This window comes from Myxococcales bacterium, assembly GCA_016706225.1.
Classification (GTDB): Bacteria; Myxococcota_A; Polyangia; order Polyangiales; family Polyangiaceae; genus JADJKB01.
In genome coordinates, this window is sequence record JADJKB010000002.1 from 371,485 (window position 1) to 397,588 (window position 26,104).

Below are 26,104 nucleotides of genomic sequence, written 5' to 3' on the forward strand. Positions count from 1 at the left end.
GCTCGTCACTTCACGATGGCCTTCGTCAGGCTGCTCTTGTGCTGAAACTGGATCGCGCCGGTCTCCGCGTCGATCACCTGAAGGAACAGGAAGTACTGCACCCGCCGCTCTTCGTCCTGGCGTTCGTCGGCGCTGAAGACCTTCCCCGTAATGAAATACTTGGCGCCGATCTGTTTGCCCCAGCGCGCGACGGCCTGCGGGTCGAAGGCGTCGGAGTACTGGCGTCGCACCTCCTCGATGAGCTGCGGCTGGCGCTCCAGGCTCACGACCTGCACGTGGCCGGCGTTCACCAGGGTCGTCTCGATGTCGCTGAGCAGGGACTCGAGGGCGGCGTCCACGTGTTCGCTCGTCTCGTTTCTGAGCGGCATGACCGCGAGCGTCGGCCGATTCTCCTTTTGCCAGCGTTGAATCACCGCGGAGGCCTGCAGGGCCTTCATGTTCTCTTGCAGCATCTTCTGCAGGTCTCGTTTGTCGAGCCCCGTGCTCATGGCTTCGTCGTCGAGCCCCGCGACCTGCTCACCGCGCACCGCTTGTGGGCTGCCGCACCCGGCGAGGGCAACGAGCGGGAGGAACGCGAGGCACAGGGTCTTCGTTTGGCGAACGAGCGTCATGCCCGAAGCTTGATACCGCTTGGGCGCCGGGAAAAGTGCCGATCCAGCACAGGCCGAGAGAACTCTCCGCGGCCCGTTGATCCGGCTCTCGGGTCTGCTACACCGCTCGCACATGAAGATCGCGTTTGCCGTCGGCATTTCGTGTGTCGGGCTGCTGAGTGCCCCCCCGGTGTTCGGTCAAGCTACCGACCCGCCGGCGGAGGCGGAAGCACCGGCAAAGACTGCGGCGCCCGAGGCCCGCGCCCGCTGAGCCCGCGGCCAAGGCCGCGGCTCCCGCGACCGAAGCTCCGCCGCCCAAGATCGATCTGCACGTTGCGCCGACGCCGCCGATCGTGGAGCGCAGCTATCACGTTCACGATGGTTTTTATCTGCGGCTGAACCTCGGCGTGACCGCCCTGGGCAACAAGTACGATCTCGCTGGTGTGTCCGCCGACTCACACGGCGGGACTCTCGCGTTCGACGTGCTGGTGGGTGGCACACCCGCGAAGGGCCTGGCCATCGGTGGCGCGCTGCTCGGTGAGGCCGGCGTATCACACAGCGTCGAGCGTGACGGTCGTTCGGTTGGTGACGCAAACGTGCGCCTCGGTTTGCTCGGACCCTTCGTCGACGGCTTCTTCGATCCCAAGGGCGGCTTTCACATGGGCGGCGCGGTTGGACTCGCGGCGCTCACGCTCGAAGGTCTGGGCTCCAGCGGCGCGAGTGACACCCTGACGGGGTTCGGAGGTGCGGCCTGGGCCGGTTACGACGCGTGGGTCGCGGACGAATGGGCCATTGGCGGGCTCGTGCGCTTCGGCGGGGCGATCACCAAGAAGAGCGACGACGCCGGGGACTTGACGGCCTCATCGATGTCGTTCGGCTTGATGCTGTCCGTGTTGCACCACTGAGGCGGAGCCGGGGAAGAAGAGAGATCACAGGAAGTCGGCACAAGGGCGGGAAGGTTTGAGGGTGCGAGAGGGGCGTTGATTGCCCAAAGTCCTGTGGCGCGGGGGGTTGGGCATGCAGAGGCGGAACGGGGAGGAGGAGAGATCACAAGAAGTCGGAACAGGCCGGGGAAGAAGAGAGATCACAGGAAGTCGGCGCAAGGGCGGGAAGGTTTGAGGGTGCGAGAGGGGCGGGAAGTCGGAGCAAGGGCGGTAGGTTTGAGGGGTGCTGGGCTGAGGGGTTGGGGGACGCTTCGACGAGAGGTCGCGACGCTGGGGCATCTCGCTTCAGCGCGGGGCGTGTGATACTCGCTCGGGCCGGACCCCGTTCCAGACTTCATGGGCCAGACCGACCAAGACCCCGCGGCCGACCGACCCCTTCGCGAGCTGGACGAGCTCGAGGAGGTATTTCGCTCTGTCGAGAAGCCAAAGGAAAAGTGGCGGATCGGCGCCGAGGCGGAGAAGTTCGGTGTCCGTCGCTCGGATGGACGGCCGCTCCAATACGAGGGTGAGCACGGTGTGCTCCGGGTGCTCGAGACCCTGTCCGGCACACACGGCTGGAGTCCCGAGGCCGAGAGCGGAGGCGGCCCGATCATCTCGCTGAAACGCGAGATGTCCTCGATCACCCTCGAGCCCGGTGCGCAGCTCGAGTTGTCCGGGGCGCCGTGTGAGGACATCCACGAGATCTGCGTCGAGCTTCGCACTCACCTGACCGAGCTGGCCGAGATCTCGGCCGAGATGGATCTGGTCTGGCTGGGGGTCGGATTTCACCCGCTCGCGCAGCAGGCCGAGCTGCCCTGGGTGCCGAAACAACGCTACGCGATCATGAAGGCCTACCTGCCCACCCGCGGCAGTGCGGCGCACGACATGATGCGCCGCACCGCGACCGTGCAGGCCAACCTCGATTTTTCCAACGAGGCGGACGCCATGGCAAAGCTCAGGGTGGGGCTCGTGCTCGCACCGCTGATCAACGCCATGACCGCGAACTCACCCTTCAAAGAGGGCAAGCTCGCGGGCAAGAAGAGCGTGCGCGGTGAGGTCTGGCTGAGCATGGATCCGAGCCGTTCGGGGCTGATCCCGGCGCTCTGGAAGAAGCCCGAGCTGCGTTATCGAGACTACGTCGAGTGGGCGCTCGACGCGGGCATGTTCTTGATCAAGCGCGATGGCAAGACCGTCGCGAACACGGGGCAGACCTTCCGTGACTTCATGCAGAACGGCTTCGAAGGGCATCACGCTACGTTCGCGGACTGGAAGCTCCACGTGAACACCCTCTTCCCCGAGGCGCGCATCAAGAGCACCTTCGAGGTGCGGCCGTGTGACTCGCTGCCCACCGATCTCGCCTGTTCGGTCGCGGCGCTCTACACGGGGCTCATGTACGACGAGCGGGCGCTCGAGCGGGCGCTCGAGTTCGCGTCGAGCTTCGACTTCGATGCGGTGGACGCCGCGCGCCCCGAGCTCGTGCGAATCGGCCTGGGCGCCAAGATCGGCTCGCGCTCGGCCCGGGACCTCGCGGTCGAGCTGCTCGACATCGCGTCGTCGGGTCTCGAGCGGCGGGCGCGCAAGAACGACTCCGGTCAGGACGAGCGCATCCACCTGACGAAGCTCGCCGCCCTGAACGAAGCCGGGCGCTCTCCGGCCGATCTCCTGACCGACGGGCTCAGTGGGCAGCCTTCGACGGCAGAAATCTTGGACCGCACGCAGGTCTGAGCCCGTCCTGGGCCGGACCCTGTTCCGAGGCTTGCAGCCGCTCTAAGCTGGGCGCGCCGCCATGACTGACGAGACGCGCCTGCTCTCCCTTCGCAGCGAGTTCCCGACGCTCGCGAAAAAAACTCACCTCATCAGCCACTCGCTCGGCGCGATGCCGAAGCGCGCGCGGGAGCACGTGACCGCGTTCCTGGACCAGTGGCAGGACGACTCCATCGAGGCCTGGAGCCGGCATTGGTTGCCTCAGGTCGAGGCCGTCGGTGACTTGATCGCGAAGGTCCTGGGTGTGCCCGCCGGCACGGTGGTCATCAACCAGAACGTCTCGACCGTACAGGCGATGGTGGCGTCGTGTTTCGACTTCGTGGCTCCGCGCAACAAGGTCGTCTACACCGACATGAATTTTTCCACCGTCGACTACGTGTGGCAGGAGCAACGCCGGCGTGGCGCCGACGTCGTCGTGGTCAAGAGCGACGGCGTGCACGCGCCCATGGAAGAGCTGCTGGCGAACATCGACGAACGGACGCTGCTCGTCCCGGTGAGCCACGTGCTCTTTCGTTCGAGCGGGGTGAAGGACGTGCGCGCCATCGTGAAGAAGGCGCACTCGGTCGGAGCGCTGGTGCTGCTCGACACCTACCAGAGCGCCGGAACAATCCCGCTCGCGCTCGAGGAGTGGGGTGTGGACATGGCCTGCGGCGGCAGCGTGAAGTGGGCGTGTGGTGGACCTGGATGCGCGTATCTGTACGTGAGCCCGAAGCTGCAGGGCACGCTGCGACCGGCGAGCACCGGCTGGTTCGGTCATGCGCGGCCGTTCGCCTTCGAGCCGGGGCCGATCAACTACGCGGACACACGCTGGCGCATGATCGGCGGCACACCGGCAATTCCGGCGCTCTACAGCGCACGGGCGGGCTGGGAGCTCATCGCCGAGATCGGGGTCGATGCCATTCGAGCCAAGTCCCTGCGGCAGACCGCGCTATTGCGCAGCCTGGTGCGCGAGCGGGGTTTCAAGGTGAACACCCCGGAGGAGGACAGCGAGCGCGGCGGAACGATCTGTTTCGACTTCGACGGCGCCGAGGTCGTGAGTCGTGCGCTGCTCCAGCGGGACATGCTGCACGACTACCGGCCGCGCTGCGGCATCCGTGCTAGCCCGCACTTCTACACGACCGACGACGAGCTCTTGGGTTTTGTTGCGGCCATCGACGAGCTCCGGAAATCTTGAAGGAACATAGAGTCATGCACATCCCGCGTTTTGGTACGTTCTGTTTCTTCGTGTGTGCGCTCGGAGCCTGCGGCGGCGCGGGCTCGGGCGGTGGCGTCGGCGGCTCTGCCGGTGTCGGCGGCGGGGTTGGCGGGGCCGGCGCGGGTGGCGCCGGCGCGGGTGGCGGCGGTGGCGTCGTCAGCGGTGGCGGTAACGGGAACGCCGGCGGCGTCGTCGGCGGCGGCGGCAGCTTCGGTGGCGGTGGCAGCTTCGGTGGAGGCGGCAGCGGCGGCGGAGGCGGCAGCGGAGGCGGCGCGGCCTGCCAGCACGTGACCGGGAGCTACGGCTACTACCTGTTGACGTTCTCCACACCACTCGCCACGGGTCAGCCGATCTTGTTCCGCGCGGACGTGTTCGTCGAAGGCGCGGCCCCCAACCTGGCCTTGACCCTGACGCCCCTCGACGCGGCCGATCGCACGACCCCGGTTGGCTCGCCGATCTCGCTACCGTCAGCGCCCATCGCGCAAGACGGAACGTTCAGCCTGACCGCACAGAATCTGAACATTCCAGGGCCCGCGAACCCGATCTCCGGGCTGGCGATTGTCGGCAACGTGTCCATGCACGGGGTGATCTGCGGGAAGGGGCCGTTCTACTGCGGGGACGGCGGTGGGCAGCTGACCCAACCGCTCAGCGCGAGCCTCGCCGGTTCGACCTGGACCCTGGAGCAATACCCCTCGGCCAGCACACCGCCGAGCCCACCCTTGATCAACTGCCAGAAGACTCCGGCGGATCCGCCTGCAGTGCCGCCCTGAGCCGTTCAGCCGCCTAGCATCTTGTGAAGCGCGATGCCCACGCCCGTGAGGCTCTCGCCGGCGATGAACCCACTCGCCAGCACGATCAGAAACCGCTCGGCCCAGGTCGGCGCGCGCTTCTGCACGATCAACGCGAGCACGGCGCCGAGCAACATCGAGAAACCCTGGTAGGCGGGGATCACAAAACCGAGCCCCATGCTCGACGGGCTCGGCACCCATTTCCGCGCGGCGACCGGCAGCTTCTTCTCGAGCACCGCGAGCAGAATGCCCACGCCGCCGCCGATCCAGATCGCCGCGAGCGCGCCCGGCGGCATCGCCGACAACCCCTTCGCAAACAGCTCCGCGACGGCCTTCCACGATGCCACTGCCGGGGCCGGCCACTGATCGGTGAGCAACATGGTCTTTGCGTCGCGCACCAGGACCAGATACGCGGCCGAGCCAATCAGCGCGCCGCTGAGTGCACCGAAAGCCTGGGCGATGGCCTGACGCCGCGGCGATGCACCCAGGATGAGCCCCGCCTTCAGGTCGTGCAGCAGATCGCCAGCTTGTGAGGCGGCGCCGCCGGTCACGTTCGCGCTCATCAGGTTCGCTGCCACGTTTCCGGGCTGAATGATGCCAAAGACGAGCTGCGTGACCTTGCCCATGGCGCCGACCGGCGTGACGTTGGTCTCACCGGTCACGCGTCCCGTGACGATGGCCAGAACGAAGGTCAGGAGCACGCCCAAGATGGCGGTCCACCAGGCGATGGAGAACAGCGACACCTGCGTGATCGTGGCGAAGATAGCCACCACCACCAGCGCCCCCAGGAACCACTTCATGGGCACCACGTCGCGCAGTCGCGAGTCCGCCGGCAGCTCGTCGTCATCGCTGGCCTTGCCTTTCGAGCCCGGCATGAACGCGCGCAGCATGGAGCGCCACGAGAACGCCAGCGACGCGAGGGATGACGTCACCATCATCGATACACCCGGCCACAAGAGCCAGCTGAGCAGCGGCGTGTACCAGCTCTTGTCGGCGAGCTTGGGCGACGGCAGCACCCAGCCCTGACTGAGCGCGTACGGTCCGAGGATGCCGTACGCGATCAGCGAGCCGAGAAACAGCGACGTCGACGCCCGGATCCCCACCAGCACACCCACGGCGGCCATGAGCGGCGAAGGATCGAGGGCGAACCCCAGGTTGGTCAGCGACACCTTCGTGATGCCCTTGGCCGCAACCGGCGCCGGTGCGGCCCAGCCGAGCGCGGGCGCCCATTTCTGGATCTTTGCGAGCTCGATCGTCAGCGCGGCCGAAGCGGCCAGCACGGCGCCCAGGCCGAGCATCTTCACGCGAGCCATGGCCTCTTTGCCCACGGCGTACATTTGTTTGAGTGTCTCCGCCGCAGCGAGACCGCCCGGGAAGGGCAGCTTGTCCACGACGATCAGCTGCCGCCGCAGGCCAATGCCCGCCACGATGCCAACCAGCATCACACTCAGCGTCCAGCCCGCCAGGATCTGCCAGGTGTACTGGTAGCCGGTCATGATGGTCAGCGCCGGAATCGGCGCGACCAGACCGGCGGACGAGACCGCCGCCGCGGAGGACGCCGTGGTCTGGTTCAGGTTGCACTCGAGGATCGAGAACTCGCGGGTGCCCGTCACCTGAAGCGCCTTCCACAGCGCAAAGCCGAGCAGCGACGCGGTCACGCTCATGTTCATGCCCCAGCCGATCTTCAGCCCCGCGTAGATGTTGCAGGTCGAGAGCACGCCGCCGATCAACATCCCGGTCAGCACGGATCGCAGCGTCAGCTCGGGCATGCTCGCGGGCACGACCGGCGCAGGGGGCGAGGGCTCACTCATACAGCGGAGCTAACCCCGATCCGGTGGCGAGTCACCTGTCAGCGGCCGCGGCTGCAACGATCGACGTCGAGCTCGGTCCTTGCTTTCGCGATGCAGACGGCCTCACGCTGCGACGTATCGCGAGACAGGCACTCGTCGGCCGCTTCGGTGATGCGCTCGCGATGAGCTGCGCTCTTCAGCACCTCCGCGCGTCGTTTCTCGAGCTCGGCGCGCTCGGCCGCATCCTCAGCTTGTTTGACCGCAAGCTCGAGCGCCAGCTCTTCGATGCGGCGCCCTGCAGCCGCGCACTCGGTCTTGGTCGCCAGGCTCTCGGCGGGTTGCTGAGCTTTCTGCGACCGCGGCTCCGTCTTGCCGCGCGCCCCCACGGTGCCATCGACGCCGCCGTGCTCCGTCAGATCGCCCAAGATCTTCTGGGGATCTTCCGCTTCTTTGGCGTGACAGCCCGCCACGGGTAGCGCGAGCGCCAGACACAGCCAGGTCTTGATGGGGGTCATCGGCCCCGCCAAGTTACGGGTCCGAGGGCCTGCTGTCCAAGCCCGAACCCGGGAAAGCCGCCAAAAATGCGCCTTCTCCGGTCGTTGCGGCGGGAGAAATTTCGTGTACGAATCAATTCGCCGCGGCCGCGGCGGCCCCGCACGAGAACCGCGCGGGGGCCGAACCCGGAAGAGCAAACGCCATGTGGAATCCGTACACCGAAGAACACGAACACTTCCGCAAGACCGTGCGTCAGTTTGCCGAGAAGGAGATCGAGCCGTTCTCGGACGAGTGGGAGAAAGCGAAGGACTTCCCCGACGAGCTGTTCAAGAAGGCCGGCCAGCTCGGCATCCTTGGCGCGCATTACTCCGAAGAGTGCGGTGGCTCCGGCGGCGACTACTGGTTCAGCGTGGCCAAGGCCCAAGAGCTACCGCGCGGCCGCTCGGCGGGTGTGACGATGGCGCTGCTCGTGCAGACCGACATGGCGACGCCGGTGATCGCCGATCTCGGTACACCCGAACAGATCGACGAGTTCTTGAAGCCTGCGCTGGCAGGAGATCGCATCGCCGCCATCGGCGTGAGTGAGCCCGGCGCCGGCAGCGACGTGGCGGGCATTCGCACGGCGGCCCGCAGGGACGGCGGCGACTACGTGCTGAACGGCCAGAAGACCTTCATCACCAACGGCGCCCGCGCCAGCTTCGTGACGTTGCTCGCCAAGACCAACCCCGAGACCGGCTCCCACGGCTGTACGTTCTTCCTGGTTCCGACCGACACCAAGGGTTTCAAGGTCGGCAGGAAGCTGGAGAAGATCGGCAATCACGCCTCGGACACCGCGGAGCTGTGGCTCGAAGACGTGCGCATCCCCGAGCGTTACCGGCTCGGCGAGGAGGACATGGGATTCATGTACCTGATGCAGAACTTCCAGGCCGAGCGCCTGATCGGCGCCGTCGCGGGCGTCGCGGGCGCGCGCTACGCCATCGATTTTTCACGCCAGTACGGCGAGACCCGCGTTGCGTTCGGCAAGCCGATCATCAAGCGCGAGGTGTGGCAGCACAAGTTCGTGAACATGTACACGAAGGTCGAGATGGCGCAGGCGTTCGTCGACAAGTGTGTCGACGCCTACAACACCGACAAGTACCTGAAAAAGGCGAACGTCTCGATGGAGACGGTGAAGCTGATCAGCATGGCGAAGATCGTCGCTGGTGAGCTGGTGGCCGAGGTCATGGACACCTGCCTGCAGTTCCACGGCGGCTGGGGTTACATCGAGGAGTACCCCATCGCGCGCGCCTGGCGTGACGCACGCCTGCTCAAGATTGGCGGCGGCACCAGCGAGACGATGACCTACTATCTCGCGAAGCTGATGGGGCTCTGACTCGAGCGCCCGCGCGCTCACTTCGTGGAGCCCAGCTCCGCACCACACTTCCAGCACAGCTCGAAGTTCTCCGGGCTCTCTTCCCCGCAGCTGGGGCAGGGTTTTTCCCCCTCCAGCTTGGAGCGCCGGCGCGTCTCGAACTCGTCCACCGCCGCTCGCGCCCGCTCGAAGTCAGCGTCGCGTTCGATCACCACCCGGGGCCGTGAGGCCAGGTACGGCAGCTCGCCGTAGGCCGACATGCTCAGGGCGTTGTCGATGCGCGCCGGGATCCACAGCTCCTTCAACTGATCGAGCAGAAGCTGCGCTTCCCAGAGGTCTTGGGCGACGAACACGACCTGCACGGCGGTTCGAACTCTGGTCCACTCAAGCGGCGAGCGCGAGCTGGATCTTCTCGGTCTGACCCGCGCGGTAGAAACGCCTGAGAGTGCGCAGCACCGCCGGCGCCTTTTCGTTTCGGGCCAGGCGTGCCACGAAGCGCGCGGCCAGATCGTTCGCCATGCGGTAGCGCACACCGTCCTCGGTGTCCGCGGCGTGCAGATAGCGCACGCGCTCGTACAAATGGCCGTGCAGCGCCGAGCTGTGCTCTGGCTCCAGGGGCTCACCCACGAAGGCCAGCAGCACGAATTTGTCGACCTCGGCTTGCAGCTCCAGCTCGAGTCGTGTCGCGGGCAGCTGAGTGCGCGCGCGCTCGGCGACGTACACGAAGTGGCTGACCCCCTCGACCAGCTGCAGCCACGCATCCGTGGGGCCGTGGTGGGCGGCGTTCAGCTGCCGAGGATCGGCGACCGGCGGCAGAACCAGGGCAATTTCCAGCTCGCCGTCCGTTTGTCGGAGCACCAGGGTCTCCCGCGAGTCGTGGGCCCCTTCGCGCACGAAGTCCACGACGTCCGGCGCCCGCTCGAGTCCGTAGACCCGCTCGAGCTCGAGTTGAACTCGTCGCAGCGTCAGCCGGTGCGGATCGCTCAATGCACCATCCCGCCGCCGCGCACGGGCACCATGCCTCGCGCTACCAGCGCGTCGCCCAAGGTCGAGGAGCCGGTTCGCAGCCAACGCTCGTACAACTTCACGACCGCGCCGTCCGTGCGCGCCGACTTGGCTCGCAGCGACTCGGCGATGTCGGCGATCAAGCTGACGAACATGCGAAACTTCGCGGCAAGCTCCCGGAACAGATCGGGAGCGTTGCCATCACTCTCGCGCTGCCGCAGCATGGCCGAAGCGTTCTCGTACGCACACGCTCCGAGGGAGCTCACGTAGCGCCGCTCGACGCCTCGGGTGTCGAGGTGCTCACCAAAAAATCCGCTCACGTAGAGCACACCGTCGCCCAGCACGCGCAGGCGCTCGAAGCGCTCGGGTCCCGCGGTCTGCATGGCCTCGTCGAGCAGCAGCGTGAGCGGTCGTGACAGCGTCTCTTCGCCGAGCTGCCCCGGCTTGGTGTAGTCCGCGAGCAGCGCGACCATGTAGGCCTCGGCGGCGTCGGTGGCCTCGTAGCCGCGAGCCCGGATGGCGTCGGCAACCACCGGAGCGAAGAAGTCGCTCACGCTGGAGGCCAGGTCGATGGGGGAACGGTTGGGGCTGTCACTCATTGCGGATCTCTCCTGTGCGGCCGGAACTGGGCCGTAGAGGGGGGGTGAGGGAGGCGGCACCGCATGCCCCGCATTCAGTGGGCGGGGCCGGCAAGTCAGTCGTGGTTTCGGTGACCTTGCGCGCCTTCTTCAACTAGCTTGATTCAATATGAGCGAGGCGGGCACAGCTGGCCAAGTTGAAGTGAGGCTGCACACCATTTCCTCAGCACTCGCCGAGTGAGGCTGCCAATTCCTGCCTACACTGTGCCCCCCTTGACTCCATCCGAGAGCTGACTAGATTCGGTGACCTGTTAGCACTCTCATTAGGTGAGTGCTAACTCTTTAGCCGAATAATTTCAAGGGTTTGAACGGCGCGTCCGCGTCAAAAAGCCCCCAGAAAACCGGGTTTGTTCCCGGGGCTAGGGCCCGCAGCGACGTTCGCCGCGACCGCCCCGGTCACATCCCGGCCCCCACCGAATGAGGAGAGGAAGACCATGAAGATCCGACCCCTGCAAGACCGCGTCATCGTGAAACGAGTCAAAGAAGACGAGAAGACCAAAGGCGGGATCATCATCCCGGACACCGCGAAAGAGAAGCCCATCGAGGGTGAGGTCATCGCGGTGGGCAACGGCAAGGTCGCCGACGACGGCACCCTGCGCAAGCTCGACGTCAAGGCGGGCGACCGTGTGCTGTTCGGCAAGTACAGCGGCACCGAGGTGAAGATCGACGGTGAGGAGCACCTCATCCTGCGCGAGGACGACATCCTCGGCGTGATCGAGAAGTGAACCTGTACCCCCGACAAAAGATTTAGAGGAGAGACAAAAATGGCAGCAAAAGAAATCGTTTACCAAGAGCAAGCTCGCACCCTGATCCTCAACGGCGTCAACGCCCTCGCGGACGCGGTCAAGGTCACCCTCGGCCCGAAGGGCCGCAACGTCGTGCTCGAGAAGAGCTTCGGCTCGCCGACGGTCACCAAGGACGGCGTCACCGTCGCCAAGGAGATCGAGCTCGAGAACCGCTTCGAGAACATGGGCGCGCAGATGGTCCGCGAGGTCGCCTCGAAGACCAGCGACGTCGCCGGCGACGGCACCACCACCGCCACCGTGCTCGCGCAGGCGATCTTCCGCGAGGGCAGCAAGCTCGTCGCGGCCGGTCACAACCCGATGGAGGTCAAGCGCGGCATCGACAAGGCCGTCGAGACCATCGTCGGTGAGCTCAAGAAGATGGCGAAGCAGACCAAGGACCCGAACGAGATCGCTCAGGTCGGCACGGTCAGCGCCAACGGCGACACCACCATCGGCAAGCTGCTCAGCGAGGCCATGGAGAAGGTGGGCAAAGAAGGCGTCATCACCGTCGAAGAGGCGAAGAGCGCCGAGACCACCCTCGAGGTCGTCGAAGGCATGCAGTTCGACCGCGGCTACCTGTCGCCGTACTTCGTGACGGACCCGGAGCGCATGGAAGCGCACCTGGACGACTGCTACATCCTCCTCAGCGAGAAGAAGATCAGCAACATGAAGGACCTGCTCCCGGTCCTCGAGGCGATTGCGCGGCAGCAGAAGCCGCTGCTCATCATCGCCGAGGACGTCGAGGGCGAGGCGCTCGCGACGCTGGTCGTCAACAAGCTCCGTGGCACGCTGGCCTGCTGCGCCGTCAAGGCCCCGGGCTTCGGTGATCGCCGCAAGGAGATGCTCAAGGACATCGCGACCCTCACCGGCGGTCAGGTCATCGCCGAGGAGCTCGGCCTCAAGCTCGAGAACGTCACCATCACCGACCTCGGCCGCGCGAAGACGCTCAAGATCGACAAGGACAACACCACCATCGTCGATGGCGCTGGCGTCAAAGAGAAGATCAAGGCTCGCCAGAGCGAGATCCGCGGTCAGATCGAGAACACCACCAGCGACTACGACCGCGAGAAGCTCCAGGAGCGCCTGGCCAAGCTCGTGGGCGGCGTTGCGGTGATCAAGGTCGGCGCTGCGACCGAGACCGAGATGAAGGAGAAGAAGGCCCGCGTCGAAGACGCCCTCCACGCCACCCGTGCGGCGGTCGAGGAAGGCATCGTCCCCGGCGGCGGCGTCGCTCTGATCCGCGCTCAGGCTGCTCTCGATGCGCTGAAGGTCAACGACGATCAGCGCTTCGGCGTCACGATCATCCGTCGCTCGATCGAGGAACCCCTCCGCCAGATCGTCGCGAACGCGGGCGAAGAGGGCTCCATCATCGTGCAGAAGGTGCGCGAGGGTAAGGGCAACTTCGGGTTCAACGCGGCCACCGGCGAGTACGGTGACCTCGTGGCCCAGGGTGTCATCGACCCGGCGAAGGTCGTGCGCTCGGCGCTGCAGAACGCGGCCAGCGTGGCGGGCTTGATGCTCACCACCGAGGCGCTCGTTGCCGAGAAGCCGAAAGAGGAAAAGGGCGGCGGCGGCGGCGGCGGTCACGCCGGCCACGGCCACGACTTCTGAGCGCGCCGCGCTCGCAAGGGCGCGCGTGAGCTGAAGCTGTAGAGAAGGCGGATCCCGAGAGGGGTCCGCCTTTTTTTGCGCGAAGGCGTGCCGAGCGCCGGCCCGGCCCTTTGCTCGCGGCCGTGTAACGGCGCGCGGGCAAGGTGGGACGTCCGATCCCGCGCCCGAGCGCAAAACGGCAACGAGAATCTGTTAGGCTCGAAGCGATTCGGGAGGTCAGGTTCGGTGGTGACGGGTGGTCGGCGGATGCGGGTGATGGGCGGCGCGCTGGTTGTCGCGCTCGCCGCTTCGTCGAGCTCGTTGTCGTGTGCGGAGACGACCTGCGAAGAGACGCGTACCTGTGGCGCGAGCTCCGGCGGTGCGGGCGGTGGCGGCGGCGGTGCGGGTGGCAGCGGGGGCGGTGGCTTTGGCGGAGTGGGCGGCTTCGGCGGCGTGGGCGGGAGCGATGGTGGTGGAAGCGGAGGAACCGCGCCTGCGGGGAGCTTCGCAATCTTCCCGGACGTCACCTCGCTCACGCTGGAGGTCGGCAAGAGCATCAACGTCGGGGTGGTCGTCGCGCGGGACAAGATGACCGATCCGATCACCGTGGACTTCGTGGGGCTGCCCGCGGGAGTCACCGCCGCTCCGGTCATTGCGAACAGTGCGGATCAGTGGGTGGCCCTCAATGTCCAGGCAGCAGCGGGCGCTACCCACATCGCGGGGAAAGTGAACCTGCGTGCTCAGGCCAATGGCGTCACCAAGACTGTCGCCATGGACCTCCTCGTGCGCGGTGCGCCCGGAAGTCTCGACAACGCGTTCGGCGTCGGGGGTGAGGTTTCCGTCAACCTGTACGCAGAATGGAGCCGCGCTCGGGCCGCGGCGGTTTCCCCCAATGGCAGCATTTACGTCGCGGGTGAGGCTGGCTCGACCGTGGGCAACAACCACGCGTATTTTCTCGCGCGTTATCTGCCGTCGGGGCAGATCGACCCGACCTTTGGCACGAACGGGGTGGTCGTACGCTATTTGAATGCCGCGACTGGCGAGCACGTTCTTCGCGGCGTCGTCGTCGACTCACAACAGCGCCCCGCGGTAGCCGGGTACTTCACTGGCGACCTAATTCATGTCGCGCGCTTCGACACGAACGGAGTGCTTGACCCGACCTTTGGCTCGGCCGGCGAGGTCACGGGTCCCGGTGGAAGCGCCTACGCGTTGGTGGTTTCGGGAACCAAGCTGGTCGCGGCGGGCAAAGACGACAAGACGCCGGCGCATGGGTTCGCGGGTCGGCTCAACGAGAATGGCACGCCGGATACTGCCTTCGGCAACCAGTCCTTTGTCACCGCGAACACTGGTTCGACGGTCAGTGACGCCGTCGCCGTCGCGATCGATGCAGACAACAAGGTTGTGATTGCGGGCAACACCCCGAGTGCGGTCGCGGTCGTCGCGCGGTTCACCCCTGGTGGCGCTGCCGACGCCTTCGGCACCGCCGGCGTTGCAACGATGACACTCGGTAGCGGCCTCGTTCTCACGGGGATGGCGGTGCGTCCCGACAAGCGGATCGTCGGCGCGGGGGGCGCCGCGCCCGACCAGTACTTCTTGCTCCAGCTCGATGCGCAGGGGGCTCCCGATGCGACCTTCGGCGCAACGGGGATCTACAAGAACTCTGGCATTCGCATCGACGCGATGACCTTGGATGCCGCTGGCCAGATCGTCACCGCCGGACGCTCAGCTCAGTCGTTTCGAATCGCGGTCTTCGGCGCGAACGGTGGCGTTGTAGGCGCAGGCTTTGTGGACGTGAGCGCGAATGTGATCCCGCAAGGGATCTACATGCTGCCGGACGGCAAGGCGCTGGTGGTCGGCATCAGCCAAAAGGCGCCGACGGACAAGATCTACCTGGCGCGAATTTGGATGTGATCGGCGTTACAAGCAGGGCTGCAGCTTGTTGGAAACCGTTCCCGTCACGTTCTGGCAGCCGGAAACTCCCGGGTTGTCCGCGCAGGTCTGGAGGGTGCCGGACTGTCCGCAGGCGACGTTGCCAAAGTACCCCTCAGCCGGTCCGTCACCGGAGCAGCCGGCTGGGTTGCAGCCCCAAGCCATGTTGCAAAAGAGCGCGCTACACAGCCCGCCGGGTGCACATCGACCGCAACTCTTGCCTGATACATTGGCGTAGAACGGCGTGGCGTTCCCGTCGCAGTTGTAGTCGTACCCGCCCTTGCCCTTGCGCGGGACGTCGAAGAAGTTGGTCTGACCTGGAAACGCTTTGTTGTCTCCATCGTCGCAGTCGGTCTTGTTGAGCACGTACTTGGCCGGGGCGGGGCTGCTGCAGCCCAGCGCTGGCGCGTTGGGGTCGCCGAACCCGTCCCCATCGACGTCTGCATAGTAGGTGACACAACTCGCACCAGCCGCGCAGGTCTGACCGTTGCACTTACAGCTGCCGCTTTCGCAGGTGAAGCTCTGGTCGCAAGCCGTCGGGCAACAGAGTCCGGCAACGCAGTGGCTGCTCTGGCACGCGCTATCTTTGGGGCAAGTGCCGCCTATCGCGGCCTTGATCACGCATTTGGGCGTATTGCACCAGTTGCTGCTGATGCACTCGGCGTCAGCGGTACAGTTCGACAGGCAGCTGTTGCCGGAACACTGATACGGGTCGCAAGGCTTGTTGATCGTGGTGCAGCTACCAGTCGAACTGCACGAGTAGTTGCTCTGCGTCGCGCTCGCGCACGCCTGGGCCCCGCACGATTTCGAGCTGTCCGGATAGGTGCACGCGCTCTTGCCGTCGCAAGTACCTGCACAAGGGTCTGTCGGTGTCCCGGCGCCAACACAATCGCCCTCCGGATCGGTGCCCTGAGAGTACGGAGTGCAGAAGCCTTCCTTGCCTGAGACCTTGCAGCTGCGGCAGTCGCCTTTGCAGTCGCTCTCGCAGCAAACCTGATCGACGCAGTAGCTGCTCTTGCACTCGGTGCCGTTGGCGCAGGGCTTTCCGTTTTCCTTGCCGCTGCCGCCGTCGCTGCCGGAGGCGCCGCCGCTCGCGGTACCGCCGCTGCCGCTGCTTCCCGAAACACCACCGGTGCCCGAGCCCGCGGCTCCGCCCGTTCCTGTCCCCGCGACGCCGCCCGTTCCTGTCCCCGCGACGCCGCCCGTATTCGAGCCCGACGCGCCACCGCCGCCGCCCGAGCCTCCCGTGGTGCTCGCGTCACCGGCGCTCCCGCCGGTGTTGCTCTTGCCGCCGGTGTTCTCGGTGCTGAAGTCGTCACCGCTGGAGCACGCCGGAACCGCAACGCACACGGCCGAGGCAGCCAGACCGAAGGTGAACGCCGCGCGCAGCGCCGTTCGAGAAAAGAAAGCAGTTCTGTGGCTCATGAGCCCTCCCGAGTCGCCCAGAATAGCGCCTCATTCAGTAGTTTTCACCTGGCGTTTGGGCCAGGTGACGTCGGATTTGGCCAGGTCGTGCCCGGGCTGGGTCGGGTTGCGGTCTTTCTGCCCCGTGCCCACCCTCTGGGGTTGCCCACCCTCGTCGCCGCTGCGCGGCGCCGGTCCCTCCCAAAGCCGTGCTCGCGGCTGCGCCGCTCCGCGCGGCAGGGAGGGACTGTGACCTGGAGGGGTCTGCTCGAGATTTGGCGGCGCGATGACTCGCTGCGTCGGTTGGGCTACCGCGTGCTGCGCGTCGGGGCGGAAGAGGTGCGGGCGGACGTGCACGAGGTCGTGGCGCGGGTGCGGGAGGTCATCGCTCAGGGGTGAGAGTGTGCAGGCTGACGCGCACGCGCCTGCATCACTTCTGCTCGAACTCTTTGCCAGCAGGTCCGGCCGTGCCCTCCGGAGCAGGATTCAAGTTGGAACCTTGCACCGCGCCGCCGGGCCCTTTTGCTCCGCCAGTGCCTTCGGCGAGCACGGTCGAGGGAATGCTGGGCTTGGTTCCGTTCCACACGAGCGCGTGGCTCGCGCCACCTGTGGCGCCGGAGCCGGAGCCGCCAGGGCCGCCCGTGCCGCCAGCACCGCCCGGACCGCCAGCCCCCAGACCGCCCCCGGCAAGACCCCCGCTTCCACCACTCTTTCCGCTTCCTCCCGGCGCGGCGCTCCCGCCCTTTCCGCCGTCGCCACCCTTCTTGGAAGTGAGCGAGCAACCGCTCACGGTCACGTCGCTCTGCCACGAGAGAAGCGCAACGCTCGCGCCGCCGCCCTTGCCGCCGGTGCCCTTGCCGCCGCCGCAACCCGCCATTCCGCCCGCGCCGCCGGACGCGCCGATGCACGACCCCGAGCCCGCGCTTGCACCACCGCCGCCGCCGCCTTGGCCCGGGAAACCATTAGCGCCGTCGTTGCCGTTCGCGGGAGTGAACCCGGACGAGGTGAAGGTCCCGCTCGAGGCAGCGGCGGTTGCGAGCGTGCCGGAGTTTCCGTTGGAGCCTGCTACACCAGCCGTTCCGTTGTTCGTGCCTGAGCCGGCGGCGCCGCCGTTTTTGATGTTGGGCGGAGTCACGCTGGTTTGGGGCAGGCCAGCGGCTCCGTCTTCGCCGGCAAGGCCCTTGTTCGCCAAACCGCCATTGCCGCCCTTCGATCCGCACGTGCTCGCGCCGGACCATTTCCCTCCGTCCTGTGTGCCCGGCGCACTCGTACACGTCGCCGCCGCGCCATTCTGCGCTGCCGCCGCGTTGTCACCATCCGGCCCTTGCGTCCCGTCGCTGCCCGCGTTTCCAGCCTTGCCGTCGCCAGCGGTGAGCGACACGTTCTTGAACGCGACGCCCTTCGAGCTCGCGACAATGGCGCCGAAGCTGCTCTCGCCAGAGTTCGCGGCGTTCGCTGCGATGATGTCGAAGCTCTCGACTGTGAAGCTCGTCGAGATGCCGGAAATCGTCAGGCCGACCGCCGCTCCGTTCACCTTTGCTTTTGCGCTGGCCGACCAGGTCCAGGTGCCACAGTCGAAGCCGCCATACATGCCGCGGCTGTCGTGAGTGGCCGTTACCGCCAGCGTCGCCGTCTCGCTGAATCCGCCTCCGTCGTCACAAGCGTAGACACCCTTGCCCGTGGTCCCCGCGCTGGCGAGCGCCTTGCCCAGCGTCTTGTACGGGCTGGCTTTGGTGCCGTTGCCGCTAGTGTCGTCGCCTTTCGGCGAAACAAAGACACCGTAGTCGTCAGCGATGAGGCATGGCTCGGAGCCAGGCGACTTCGTCGGGTCGCAAGTGCCGCCGTCACCGCCGGCAACTCCGCCGCTTCCAGCGGTGCCGCCGGTGTTGCCAGTGCCGCCAGTGCCGGAGGTGCCTCCGGTGTTGCCGGTGCCTCCTGAACCGCCGGTGCCGGATGTGCCTCCGGTCGCGCCGGTGCCGCCGTCTTTGCCTCCGGTACCGCACGTGGCGTTGGCCTCACAGGAACCGAAGTCTTCACCACCACAACCGGCGACCAGCGCTGCGGACGCGCCGATGGCCACCAACACGAAAGCAAAGCCCATCTTCTTCATTTCGTCCCCTTGATCATCAGAAGCGGCCGAAGGCGCCGAGGCCTGCCGTGTGCTGATCCAGCAGCGGATACACTGCAGTCTTGTTGTTCGAGCCGGGCATCAACATGAATGCCACGAAGCCCGCAGCGCCAACACCGGCGCCGACGAATCCAATCGTGGAAATGGTTCGGCTACTTTCAGCGCGATCATTCGCGTCTGCCAGATCTGCGCAGACAGTCGAGTTGTTGTTGCGACAACCGCCGGCTCCCAACTTGTTGTCTGCGCGGAGACTGTCCGCATCATCCTTCGCCGACTGCTTCTTCATGTAGAAGCCCACCCCAACACCGAGACCGATCAGCGCAACCGCTCCGGACGCGATCATCCCGACAGTCTTGACTGACGATCCACCTGGCGGTTTGAGATCACCACTCGCGTTGCCGTTCGCGTTCGCGCCGCCGGAACCGTCGCCGTTCTCCGATGGCCCCGCCGCTGGTCCCACCGCCGCCGCCTCCCCCTCGATCACGAGCTCGATCTCTCGCGCGTCGCCGACATCGAGCGCGACCGTCTTCTTGACGACCTTCTCCCCGATCTTCGCCTCGATCGTCGCCGCCCCCGCCTCGATGAACACCGGTCCCGGCAGCGGCGACTTGCCGACCGGCTTGCCGTTGACGCTGATGTCCGCGCCTTCGCTGACCTTCAACGTCAGCGTGCCGATCTTCTGCTTTGCTTCCTCGAACCGCGCCCACGTGCGCTTGCGCGAGGCCTCTTGACCCGCAGGCCAGTTGCGCAGTGAGTACTCGAGGTGCTCCGCCGCATCCCGGAACTTCCCCTGGAACACCTCCACGTCACCGAGGTTGCCCGCCACTCGTGCTGCCCACCCCCGTCGCCGCTGCGCGGCGCCGGTCCCTCCCAAAGCCGTGCTCGCGGCTCCGCCGCTCCGCGCGGCAGGGAGGGACTGTGACCTGAGGGGTCTGCTCGAGGTCTGGCGGCGCGATGACTCGCTGCGAGCTTGGCGATGCCGGGCCGTGTGGGTGTTCCGCCCGGCGTGACGGCCGGGCTGTGCTCCGGTGGCGCACGCTCTGCGCCACGCCGCGCGTGATGCAGCGGGCGTGTGCGAGGCTCGAGTGGTGCGCGCGCATCGGAGCGACTTGGAGACGGCGTGTCACAGATCGTGCGCCGTGGGGTCGCAAAGCCCGGCCGTCACGCCGGGAGGAGGAAGCACCATGGCCCATCATCCCCGAAGCTCTCCGCTCATCATCGCACGGGCTCGCGAAATGCGCTCTGCAATGACCGAGACCGAGGAAATCCTGTGGCACGAGCTCTCGGGTGGGCGGCTCGGCGTCGCGTTTCGGCGGCAAGTGCCCATCGGGCGGTACGTGGCGGACTTCGCCGCGCTGTCGGTGAAGCTCGTCGTCGAAGTCGATGGTGGGTATCACTCGCTGCGAGGGGCGGCTGATGCGCGCAGAGATAGAGATCTCGCGCGGTGGGGCTTTCGCGTGCTGCACGTGGGGGCGGACGAGGTGCGGGCTGAGGTGGACAGGGTTGTCGACAGGGCACGTCGGGTTCTGCAAGGCACGTCCACGCGGTAAATGCGCCGGGACTCCCACGAGCCACAGCGGATCCACGTAGCCGGAACGAAGACGGGCCATTGTTGTCGAGTTCTCGCTCTGCGTCGCACGACAAGGCAGCACACGTTGCCGGTCGCTCATGCCGGGGCCCGGTGGATGTTCGTTTGCTTAGCCACGACTGCGCAATATCGTTTCCAGCACAGCGGGAAGCTGCTCGCGCCAACCACGGCCGCTGACAAGCACCTTCTCCGAAAGGTGCCCGCGACAGTTGGGATGCGGCGCCAAGACCCGGGTCGGACAGAAGTTGAACTCCCACTGCTCTGTTACTGGATGAAGGCAAGCGGCGAGCACTTCGAACTGGGCGGCACGATAGTAGCGACTGCACGGGTTGCCCTTGGACGCGCGTGTCTTCTGAAAATCCACCCTTGGGTACCCGTCCCTGTTTCTCCTTCTCAGAACGTTCTTGCATTCAATTCTGAACAGGTTCCGCTCGTACCGGACGGTGAAGTCTGGCTGGCCATCTTCGTCCAGATGTCGGACATCGCTGACTCCAGCAGTACGCTCCAACTCACCCCCGAGGTGGTGCTCGGCAACACGACCCCTAATGGCGGCGGCAAGCCGGAAGGAGCTGCCCAAAACGTCGAGTAACTCCCCTCCGGACAGCCCGAGCGCTCTCTCCAGAGGGTGGAGCTTCTCGCGCTTTCCGGGCTCGGGCGCGTCGAGACGGCGAGCGATTCGATCTGCGAGCAGCAGGCGCTCCCCGGGATCGAGTCCAGTTGCTACACGCTCGAACTCAATGAATCGAAGGAAGTGACCTGGCCGAAACGCGGACACCACCTCCGTGCTGAAGTCGAGGCGTGGCATCTCCGCTTTTCGGCGAGCTGCCGAGCGCTCGCGTTCCCAGCTCACCCAACCAGATCGTTTCGCGGCGAGAAGATCCGCGCCTTTGAATTCCACCGACATTGAGAACCAGGTCGGTGTGTGGACCGAGGGGTCCACGGCGACAAAGAGGTCCATCTCATGGTGAACGCCGAACATGAGAGTGATCTTTCGTCGGCGTTCATCGACAAAGAGGTCGTGGTACCTCTTGAACTCGCTTCCGTATTTCACTTGGAATCGGTGTTCATCGACTGGGCGCCCCGCCTGTTTGTACTTGTTTGCCGTAAACGCGTAGCAAACTAGGTCGAGTACCTCGCCTCTGGGCGACCGGATCCGGTACTCAAATGGCGCGACCGTCGCATCAGGCGCCGCGAGGATTTGGGCGCCTGACTCCTCGAGTGCGCGGGTGATTCTGCCGACGTTCGCGTGCCCGTGGACTCCGCGATAGTACTCGATGACGCTCACAACCCCATGATCTCCCGAGGTGGGACTTTCTGTGTCCGACCCAAGCGTGGAGCGCCCTCCTTGCCTGGGTCAGGTCATGCTATGGCCGAAGCGATGGGTGGACCAACAGTCATCAGCCTCTATTCCGGCGCGGGCGGGCTCGACTACGGTTTCGAGGCAGCCGGCTTTCACTCTGCGGTGGCCCTTGAGTTCGATCATGACGCTTGTGAGACCTTGCGGTCGAGCCGTGGCTGGGAAGTCATCGAGCGCAGCATTTTCGACGTTCCTACGAGCGAGATGCTCGAGCGCGCTGGGCTGCGCCAGGGTGACGTCGATGTACTCATTGGAGGTCCACCGTGCCAGCCTTTTTCCAAGTCCGGCTACTGGGCCAAAGGCGACACCAAGCGCCTCGACGACCCGCGCGCAGACACATTGAGCGCCTACCTTCGCGTTCTCGAAGAAGCGCTGCCTCGCGCCTTTTTGCTCGAAAACGTGGAGGGACTCGCTTACTCCGGAAAGGATGAGGGACTACGGCTACTCGTCGAGCGAATTCGCGTGATCAACCGCAGAACCAAGAGCAATTACCAACCTCGTGTCGCCGTGCTTCGCGCCGCGGACTATGGCGTGCCACAAGTTCGCGAGCGGGTCTTCGTGATTGGGGCGCGCGACGGAACCCACTTTCAGTTTCCGCAACCCACGCACCAAGCGGCGGTCGAGCAGGCCAACCTGTTCAAAGAGGCTGACTTGCCGCTATACCGCACGGCCTGGGACGCGCTCGCAGATGTTGAGCCATCTCCTAACGAGGACCTTGCGGTGCGTGGAAAGTGGGCCAGGCTTCTCCCCTCAATTCCGGAGGGCAACAACTACCTCTGGCATACCGACAGGGGAGGTGGTCTGCCTCTCTTCGGGTGGAGACGCCGTTACTGGAGTTTCTTGCTCAAGCTCGCGAAGAGCCAACCATCATGGACTATCCAGGCTCAGCCCGGCCCCGCGGTGGGCCCTTTCCACTGGAAGAATCGCAGGCTAAGCATGCGCGAGCTTTGCAGGCTTCAGACATTTCCTGATGACGTAGAGATTTGTGGCGGTCGGACATCCGTGCAGCGGCAGGTTGGAAACGCGGTCCCGTCCCTCCTGGGAGAAGTGCTGGCCCGCGAGATTCGCGTGCAACTGCTGGGTCGTCGTGCACCGCGCGGTACACCCAAGCTCCTGCCTCCGGACCGATCGCCAGCGCCGACCGCGGAACGCGTTCGCGATGTGCCGCACGAGTTTCGGCCACTGGCTGGACGCCACACGGCCCACCCGGGAACTGGCAAGGGCTACGGTGCGCGTGCGCGCGCCAGGCAACCCGCGCGCGAGCTTGGGGCAGAAGATGGACCGTGACGACCGGCCTCGTCTTCCGACGCAAGCAGAGCTGCAGGAGCCCGTGCTGGCTGCCCTGCGCGAGTTGGGAGGCAGCGCGACCAACGAGCAGCTCGAACTCCATGTCGGGAATGCGCTTCGCTTGACGGCCGCACAGCGCGAAGCACGCCATGCATCCGTTGGGGTTCGTACAGAGCTTGCCTACAGGTTGGCCTGGGCTAGGACGAGACTGAAGCAAGCCGGCGCGATCGTCGGTGATGGACCTAGGCGCTGGCGCTTGAAGTGAAGCCGCGCGACTTGGTCATTTCTGCTCGAACTCCAGCGCGGCTAGGCCCCCGGTTCCATCTGGTGCGGGATTCAGCCCAGAACCCATAACCGCACCGCCCAGACCCTTCCCGCCCCCGGCGCCTTCCTTTAGCGTGGTCGTCGCCGCCGCTGGTTTGGAGCCGTTCCAAACGAGCGCATAGCTCCCGCCGCCGGAGCCACCAGATCCGGATCCTCCGTTGCCTCCGTTACCCCCCTCACCCCCGCCTCCACCCTTCGCCAGGCCCCCACCCGCAAGCCCGCCCTGTCCGCCTGCTTTGCCCGAGCCGCCGGCAGCCGCTGCTCCGCCCTTGCCGCCGTCGCCGCCCTTCTTCGAGGTGAGCGAGCAACCAGTTAGTGACACTGAGCTTTGCCAGGACAACAGCGCGACGCTTGCGCCTCCGCCCTTGCCGGCGCTCCCCTTGCCGCCGCCGCAACCGCCCATTCCACCGGCGCCGCCAGAGGCACCAATGCAGCTGGCTGACGAACTCGAGCTGGCTCCGCCACCCCCGCCGCCTTGGCCGGGGAATCCATCACCCCCGTCGTTCCCGTTGCCGGAAGTGAAGCCCGAGGAAGTGAAGACGCCGGTGCCCCCTGCCGAGCCGAGCAAGCCAGAGTTGCCGTTAGAACCCGACTGACCAAGATTGCCATTCGCAGTCCCGGTACCGACGGCGCCGCCGTTGTCGGTATTTGCAGGCGTCACGTTGGTCTTGGGCGTCCCGGCCCCTCCGCCGAACCCTGACGTAGCCTTCACCGCCAACCCACCGACACCCCCAAGCGAGTTGCATCCACTTGGTGCGCTCCAGGAACCGCCCAGCAGTTGCGCCGGCGCCCCCGTGCAAGTCGCCGCCGCGCCATTCTGCGCCGCCGCTGCGTTGTCACCGTCCAGCCCTTGCGTGCCGTCGCTGCCCGCGTTTCCAGCCTTGCCGTCGCCGGCGGTGAGCGAGACGTTCTTGAACGCGACGCCCTTCGAGCTCGCGACAATGGCGCCGAAGCTGCTCGCCAGAGTTCGCGGCGTTCGCTGCGATGATGTCGAAGCTCTCGACCGTGAAGCTCGTCGAGATGCCGGAAATCGTCAGGCCGACCGCCGCTCCGTTCACCTTTGCTTTTGCGCTGGCCGACCAGGTCCAGGTGCCACAGTCGAAGCCGCCATACATGCCGCGGCTGTCGTGAGTGGCCGTTACCGCCAGCGTCGCCGTCTCGCTGAATCCGCCTCCGTCGTCACAAGCGTAGACACTCTTGCCCGTGGTCCCCGCGCTGGCGAGCGCCTTGCCCAGCGTCTTGTACGGGCTGGCCTTGGTGCCGCTGCCACTCGTGTCGTCGCCTTTCGGCGACACAAAGACGCCGTAGTCGTCAGCGATGAGGCATGGCTCGGAGCCAGGCGACTTCGTCGGGTCGCAAGTGCCGCCGTCGCCGCCGGCAACTCCGCCGCTTCCAGCAGTTCCGCCGGTGTTGCCGGTGCCGCCGGTGCCGGATGTGCCTCCCGTGTTGCCGGTGCCTCCTGAACCCCCGGTACCGCTGGTGCCACCGCTTGCGCCGGTGCCGCCGTCCTTCTGCGGACAGGTCGAGGTTGCCTCGCAGGAGTCGAAGTTGTCTCCGCCGCAGGCGATCAACCCACCGCCGCTGGCGACAGCAGCAAGCACGAAAGCAAAGCCCATCGTCTTCATTTCATCCCCTTGATTCTCAGAAGCGGCCGAAGGCGCCGAGGCCCGCCGTGTGCTGGTCGAGCAGCGGATACACCGCAGTCTTGTTGTTCGAGCCGGGCATCAACATGAATGCCACAAAGCCTGCAGCGCCAACACCAGCGCCGATGAATCCAAGCGTGGAAATCGTGCCGCTGCTCTTCGCGCGATCGACAGCGCCCGCCAGGTCGGAGCAAGCGGCGGGTTTGGTCTTCCCGCTGCAGCCGCTATCGCCGAGCTTGTTGTCGCTCTGGAGTGCGTCCGCATCATCCTTCGCCGACTGCTTCTTCATGTAGAAGCCCACCCCAACACCGAGACCGATCAGCGCAACCGCCCCGGACGCGATCAGGCCGACGGTTTTGACTGACGATCCACCTGGCGGTTTGAGATCACCACCCGCGCTTGCGTTTGCGTTGCCGCTAGCCGTCCCGTCGCCGTTCTCCGATGGCCCCGCCGCCGGCCCCACCGCCGCGGCCTCACCCTCGATCACGAGCTCGATCTCTCGCGCGTCGCCAACGTCGAGCGCGACCGTCTTCTTGACGACCTTCTCCCCGATCTTCGCCTCGATCGTGGCAGCCCCCGCCTCGATGAACACCGGTCCCGCGAGTGGCGACTTGCCGACGCTCTTGCCGTTGACCGAGACGTCAGCGCCTTCGCTGACCTTCAACGTCAGCGTGCCGATCTTCTGCTTTGCTTCCTCGAACCGCGCGGCCGTGCGCTTGCGCGAGGCTTCCTGACCCGCAGGCCAGTTGCGCAGTGAGTACTCGAGGTGCTCCGCCGCATCCCGGAACTTCCCCTGGAACACCTCGACGTCACCGAGGTTGCCCGCCACTCGTGCTGCCACCCTCGTCGCCGCTGCGCGCCGGTCCCTCCAAAGCCGTGCTCGCGGCTCCGCCGCTCGCGCGGCAGGGGAGGGACTGTGACCTGAGGGGTCTGCTCGAGGTCTGGCGGCGCGATGACTCGCTGCGAGCGTCGCGATGTTGCGCCGGGTGGTGTTCCGCCCGGCGTGACGGTCGGGCTGTGCTCCGGTGGCGCACGCTCTGCGCCACGCCGCGCGTGGCATGCGGAGTGAGCCCGAGCCTGCAACGCGCACCGCGGATGAAGCGAGCGCGAAGCGGCGTGTCACAGATCGTGCGCCGTGGGGTCGCAAAGCCCGGCCGTCCCGCCGGGAGGAGGAAGCACCATGGCCCATCATCCCCAGAAGCTCTCCGCTCATCATCGCACGGGCTCGCGAAATGCGCTCCTGCACCGAGACCGAGGAAATCCTGTGGCGGGAGAACCGGGCGGCAGGCTCGGGGTGGCGTTCCGGCGGCAGGTGCCCATCGGGCGATACGTGGCGGACTTCGCCGCGCTGAGCGTGAAGCTCGTCGTCGAAGTCGATGGTGGGTATCACTCGCTGCGAAGGGAGGCTGATGCGCGCAGAGACAGAGATCTCGCCCGGTGGGGGTATCGCGTGGTGCGCGTGGGGGCGGAAGAGGTGCGGGCGGACGTGCGGGCGGTGGTGGCGCTGGTGCGGGAGGTCATCGCTCAGGG

The 26,104-nt window shown here is 66.2% G+C and carries 27 protein-coding genes; 14 read left to right on the forward strand and 13 right to left on the reverse strand.

The window, feature by feature from the left end; genetic code table 11:
* Positions 1-5: 5 nt before the first annotated feature.
* Complete coding sequence (locus IPI67_01795; GenBank protein ID MBK7578913.1) at positions 6-611, reverse strand: penicillin-binding protein activator LpoB; 606 nt, start codon at positions 609-611, stop codon at positions 6-8.
* 112 nt (positions 612-723) lie between these two features.
* Between IPI67_01795 and IPI67_01800 the strand changes: the two genes are divergently transcribed.
* The 5 genes from IPI67_01800 to IPI67_01820 all read left to right on the forward strand — a co-directional run bounded on the left by IPI67_01800 (position 724) and on the right by IPI67_01820 (position 5,242).
* On the forward strand, positions 724-861 hold the full coding sequence (locus tag IPI67_01800) for a hypothetical protein (GenBank protein ID MBK7578914.1): 138 nt from the start codon (positions 724-726) through the stop codon (positions 859-861).
* 82 nt (positions 862-943) lie between these two features.
* Positions 944-1,495, forward strand: a complete 552-nt coding sequence (locus tag IPI67_01805) for a hypothetical protein (GenBank protein ID MBK7578915.1) — start codon at positions 944-946, stop codon at positions 1,493-1,495.
* Positions 1,496-1,870: 375 nt separating this feature from the next.
* Positions 1,871-3,238, forward strand: coding sequence for a glutamate--cysteine ligase (locus IPI67_01810; GenBank protein ID MBK7578916.1), 1,368 nt, complete (start codon positions 1,871-1,873; stop codon positions 3,236-3,238).
* A 61-nt stretch (positions 3,239-3,299) separates the two neighbouring features.
* Entirely contained in the window at positions 3,300-4,451 is a 1,152-nt protein-coding gene (locus tag IPI67_01815) for an aminotransferase class V-fold PLP-dependent enzyme (protein ID MBK7578917.1), read from the forward strand.
* Positions 4,452-4,465: 14 nt separating this feature from the next.
* Positions 4,466-5,242 (forward strand): hypothetical protein, encoded by a 777-nt coding sequence (locus IPI67_01820; GenBank protein MBK7578918.1) that lies wholly within the window; start codon positions 4,466-4,468, stop codon positions 5,240-5,242.
* A 5-nt stretch (positions 5,243-5,247) separates the two neighbouring features.
* Here the strand turns inward: IPI67_01820 and IPI67_01825 are convergent, their stop codons facing one another.
* Positions 5,248-7,071, reverse strand: coding sequence for an OPT/YSL family transporter (locus IPI67_01825; protein MBK7578919.1), 1,824 nt, complete (start codon positions 7,069-7,071; stop codon positions 5,248-5,250).
* Between the two features lie 38 nt (positions 7,072-7,109).
* Complete coding sequence (locus IPI67_01830) at positions 7,110-7,565, reverse strand: hypothetical protein (protein ID MBK7578920.1); 456 nt, start codon at positions 7,563-7,565, stop codon at positions 7,110-7,112.
* Between the two features lie 182 nt (positions 7,566-7,747).
* Here IPI67_01830 and IPI67_01835 point away from each other — a divergent pair, with 182 nt between their 5' ends.
* Entirely contained in the window at positions 7,748-8,917 is a 1,170-nt protein-coding gene (locus IPI67_01835; protein ID MBK7578921.1) for an acyl-CoA dehydrogenase family protein, read from the forward strand.
* Positions 8,918-8,934: 17 nt separating this feature from the next.
* On the opposite strand, the gene IPI67_01840 is transcribed toward IPI67_01835, so the two are convergent.
* From IPI67_01840 to IPI67_01850, 3 genes are read right to left on the reverse strand one after another with little or no spacing between them, the layout of a single operon-like run.
* The gene (locus IPI67_01840; GenBank protein MBK7578922.1) at positions 8,935-9,258 is read right to left on the reverse strand and encodes a DUF2007 domain-containing protein; all 324 of its coding nucleotides are present in this window, start codon (positions 9,256-9,258) and stop codon (positions 8,935-8,937) included.
* A 22-nt stretch (positions 9,259-9,280) separates the two neighbouring features.
* Positions 9,281-9,865: a hypothetical protein gene (locus IPI67_01845; protein ID MBK7578923.1), complete on the reverse strand. Its 585-nt coding sequence runs from the start codon at positions 9,863-9,865 to the stop codon at positions 9,281-9,283.
* Between the two features lie 14 nt (positions 9,866-9,879).
* Complete coding sequence (locus IPI67_01850; GenBank protein MBK7578924.1) at positions 9,880-10,500, reverse strand: hypothetical protein; 621 nt, start codon at positions 10,498-10,500, stop codon at positions 9,880-9,882.
* A gap of 473 nt (positions 10,501-10,973) precedes the next feature.
* Here IPI67_01850 and groES point away from each other — a divergent pair, with 473 nt between their 5' ends.
* From groES to IPI67_01865, 3 genes are all read left to right on the forward strand, one after another.
* Positions 10,974-11,264, forward strand: coding sequence for a co-chaperone GroES (gene groES, locus IPI67_01855; protein ID MBK7578925.1), 291 nt, complete (start codon positions 10,974-10,976; stop codon positions 11,262-11,264).
* 39 nt (positions 11,265-11,303) lie between these two features.
* Positions 11,304-12,935, forward strand: a complete 1,632-nt coding sequence (gene groL / locus IPI67_01860) for a chaperonin GroEL (GenBank protein ID MBK7578926.1) — start codon at positions 11,304-11,306, stop codon at positions 12,933-12,935.
* A 246-nt stretch (positions 12,936-13,181) separates the two neighbouring features.
* A complete protein-coding gene (locus tag IPI67_01865; protein MBK7578927.1) occupies positions 13,182-14,825 on the forward strand; it encodes a hypothetical protein in 1,644 nt (547 codons plus the stop codon).
* Between the two features lie 6 nt (positions 14,826-14,831).
* On the opposite strand, the gene IPI67_01870 is transcribed toward IPI67_01865, so the two are convergent.
* Positions 14,832-16,268 (reverse strand): hypothetical protein, encoded by a 1,437-nt coding sequence (locus tag IPI67_01870; protein ID MBK7578928.1) that lies wholly within the window; start codon positions 16,266-16,268, stop codon positions 14,832-14,834.
* A 228-nt stretch (positions 16,269-16,496) separates the two neighbouring features.
* On the opposite strand from IPI67_01870, the gene IPI67_01875 reads away from it, so the two are divergent.
* The gene (locus tag IPI67_01875; protein MBK7578929.1) at positions 16,497-16,646 is read left to right on the forward strand and encodes a DUF559 domain-containing protein; all 150 of its coding nucleotides are present in this window, start codon (positions 16,497-16,499) and stop codon (positions 16,644-16,646) included.
* Between the two features lie 31 nt (positions 16,647-16,677).
* Here the strand turns inward: IPI67_01875 and IPI67_01880 are convergent, their stop codons facing one another.
* Positions 16,678-18,357, reverse strand: a complete 1,680-nt coding sequence (locus IPI67_01880; protein MBK7578930.1) for a hypothetical protein — start codon at positions 18,355-18,357, stop codon at positions 16,678-16,680.
* Positions 18,358-18,373: 16 nt separating this feature from the next.
* Positions 18,374-19,201: a hypothetical protein gene (locus IPI67_01885; GenBank protein MBK7578931.1), complete on the reverse strand. Its 828-nt coding sequence runs from the start codon at positions 19,199-19,201 to the stop codon at positions 18,374-18,376.
* 358 nt (positions 19,202-19,559) lie between these two features.
* Here IPI67_01885 and IPI67_01890 point away from each other — a divergent pair, with 358 nt between their 5' ends.
* Positions 19,560-19,925 (forward strand): DUF559 domain-containing protein, encoded by a 366-nt coding sequence (locus IPI67_01890; protein MBK7578932.1) that lies wholly within the window; start codon positions 19,560-19,562, stop codon positions 19,923-19,925.
* Positions 19,926-20,072: 147 nt separating this feature from the next.
* Here the strand turns inward: IPI67_01890 and IPI67_01895 are convergent, their stop codons facing one another.
* Entirely contained in the window at positions 20,073-21,248 is a 1,176-nt protein-coding gene (locus IPI67_01895; GenBank protein ID MBK7578933.1) for a hypothetical protein, read from the reverse strand.
* Between the two features lie 93 nt (positions 21,249-21,341).
* On the opposite strand from IPI67_01895, the gene IPI67_01900 reads away from it, so the two are divergent.
* Positions 21,342-22,607: a DNA cytosine methyltransferase gene (locus IPI67_01900; GenBank protein ID MBK7578934.1), complete on the forward strand. Its 1,266-nt coding sequence runs from the start codon at positions 21,342-21,344 to the stop codon at positions 22,605-22,607.
* Entirely contained in the window at positions 22,597-22,872 is a 276-nt protein-coding gene (locus IPI67_01905; protein MBK7578935.1) for a winged helix-turn-helix domain-containing protein, read from the forward strand. Before IPI67_01900 ends, IPI67_01905 begins: the two co-directional genes overlap by 11 nt.
* Positions 22,873-22,887: 15 nt before the next feature.
* Here the strand turns inward: IPI67_01905 and IPI67_01910 are convergent, their stop codons facing one another.
* The 3 genes from IPI67_01910 to IPI67_01920 form a co-directional block, all read right to left on the reverse strand.
* The gene (locus IPI67_01910; GenBank protein ID MBK7578936.1) at positions 22,888-23,643 is read right to left on the reverse strand and encodes a hypothetical protein; all 756 of its coding nucleotides are present in this window, start codon (positions 23,641-23,643) and stop codon (positions 22,888-22,890) included.
* A 124-nt stretch (positions 23,644-23,767) separates the two neighbouring features.
* A complete protein-coding gene (locus IPI67_01915; GenBank protein MBK7578937.1) occupies positions 23,768-24,556 on the reverse strand; it encodes a hypothetical protein in 789 nt (262 codons plus the stop codon).
* 16 nt (positions 24,557-24,572) lie between these two features.
* Positions 24,573-25,415 carry a hypothetical protein gene (locus IPI67_01920; protein ID MBK7578938.1) on the reverse strand — a complete coding sequence of 281 codons (843 nt, stop codon included), beginning with the start codon at positions 25,413-25,415 and terminating at the stop codon, positions 24,573-24,575.
* A 339-nt stretch (positions 25,416-25,754) separates the two neighbouring features.
* On the opposite strand from IPI67_01920, the gene IPI67_01925 reads away from it, so the two are divergent.
* Positions 25,755-26,104 (forward strand): DUF559 domain-containing protein (locus tag IPI67_01925; protein ID MBK7578939.1); only part of this gene is annotated, 350 nt, incomplete at its 3' end.

Coding starts and splice junctions, on each gene's coding strand:
- IPI67_01900 (MBK7578934.1), top strand. CDS start 21,342: ATGGGTGGACCAACAGTCATCAGCCTCTATTCCGGCGCGGGCGGGCTC.
- IPI67_01915 (MBK7578937.1), bottom strand. CDS start 24,556: ATGAAGACGATGGGCTTTGCTTTCGTGCTTGCTGCTGTCGCCAGCGGC.
- IPI67_01820 (MBK7578918.1), top strand. CDS start 4,466: ATGCACATCCCGCGTTTTGGTACGTTCTGTTTCTTCGTGTGTGCGCTC.
- IPI67_01795 (MBK7578913.1), bottom strand. CDS start 611: ATGACGCTCGTTCGCCAAACGAAGACCCTGTGCCTCGCGTTCCTCCCG.
- IPI67_01870 (MBK7578928.1), bottom strand. CDS start 16,268: ATGAGCCACAGAACTGCTTTCTTTTCTCGAACGGCGCTGCGCGCGGCG.
- IPI67_01830 (MBK7578920.1), bottom strand. CDS start 7,565: ATGACCCCCATCAAGACCTGGCTGTGTCTGGCGCTCGCGCTACCCGTG.
- IPI67_01905 (MBK7578935.1), top strand. CDS start 22,597: ATGGACCGTGACGACCGGCCTCGTCTTCCGACGCAAGCAGAGCTGCAG.
- IPI67_01825 (MBK7578919.1), bottom strand. CDS start 7,071: ATGAGTGAGCCCTCGCCCCCTGCGCCGGTCGTGCCCGCGAGCATGCCC.
- groL (MBK7578926.1), top strand. CDS start 11,304: ATGGCAGCAAAAGAAATCGTTTACCAAGAGCAAGCTCGCACCCTGATC.
- groES (MBK7578925.1), top strand. CDS start 10,974: ATGAAGATCCGACCCCTGCAAGACCGCGTCATCGTGAAACGAGTCAAA.
- IPI67_01850 (MBK7578924.1), bottom strand. CDS start 10,500: ATGAGTGACAGCCCCAACCGTTCCCCCATCGACCTGGCCTCCAGCGTG.
- IPI67_01815 (MBK7578917.1), top strand. CDS start 3,300: ATGACTGACGAGACGCGCCTGCTCTCCCTTCGCAGCGAGTTCCCGACG.
- IPI67_01810 (MBK7578916.1), top strand. CDS start 1,871: ATGGGCCAGACCGACCAAGACCCCGCGGCCGACCGACCCCTTCGCGAG.
- IPI67_01835 (MBK7578921.1), top strand. CDS start 7,748: ATGTGGAATCCGTACACCGAAGAACACGAACACTTCCGCAAGACCGTG.
- IPI67_01890 (MBK7578932.1), top strand. CDS start 19,560: ATGGCCCATCATCCCCGAAGCTCTCCGCTCATCATCGCACGGGCTCGC.
- IPI67_01880 (MBK7578930.1), bottom strand. CDS start 18,357: ATGAAGAAGATGGGCTTTGCTTTCGTGTTGGTGGCCATCGGCGCGTCC.
- IPI67_01865 (MBK7578927.1), top strand. CDS start 13,182: ATGCGGGTGATGGGCGGCGCGCTGGTTGTCGCGCTCGCCGCTTCGTCG.
- IPI67_01800 (MBK7578914.1), top strand. CDS start 724: ATGAAGATCGCGTTTGCCGTCGGCATTTCGTGTGTCGGGCTGCTGAGT.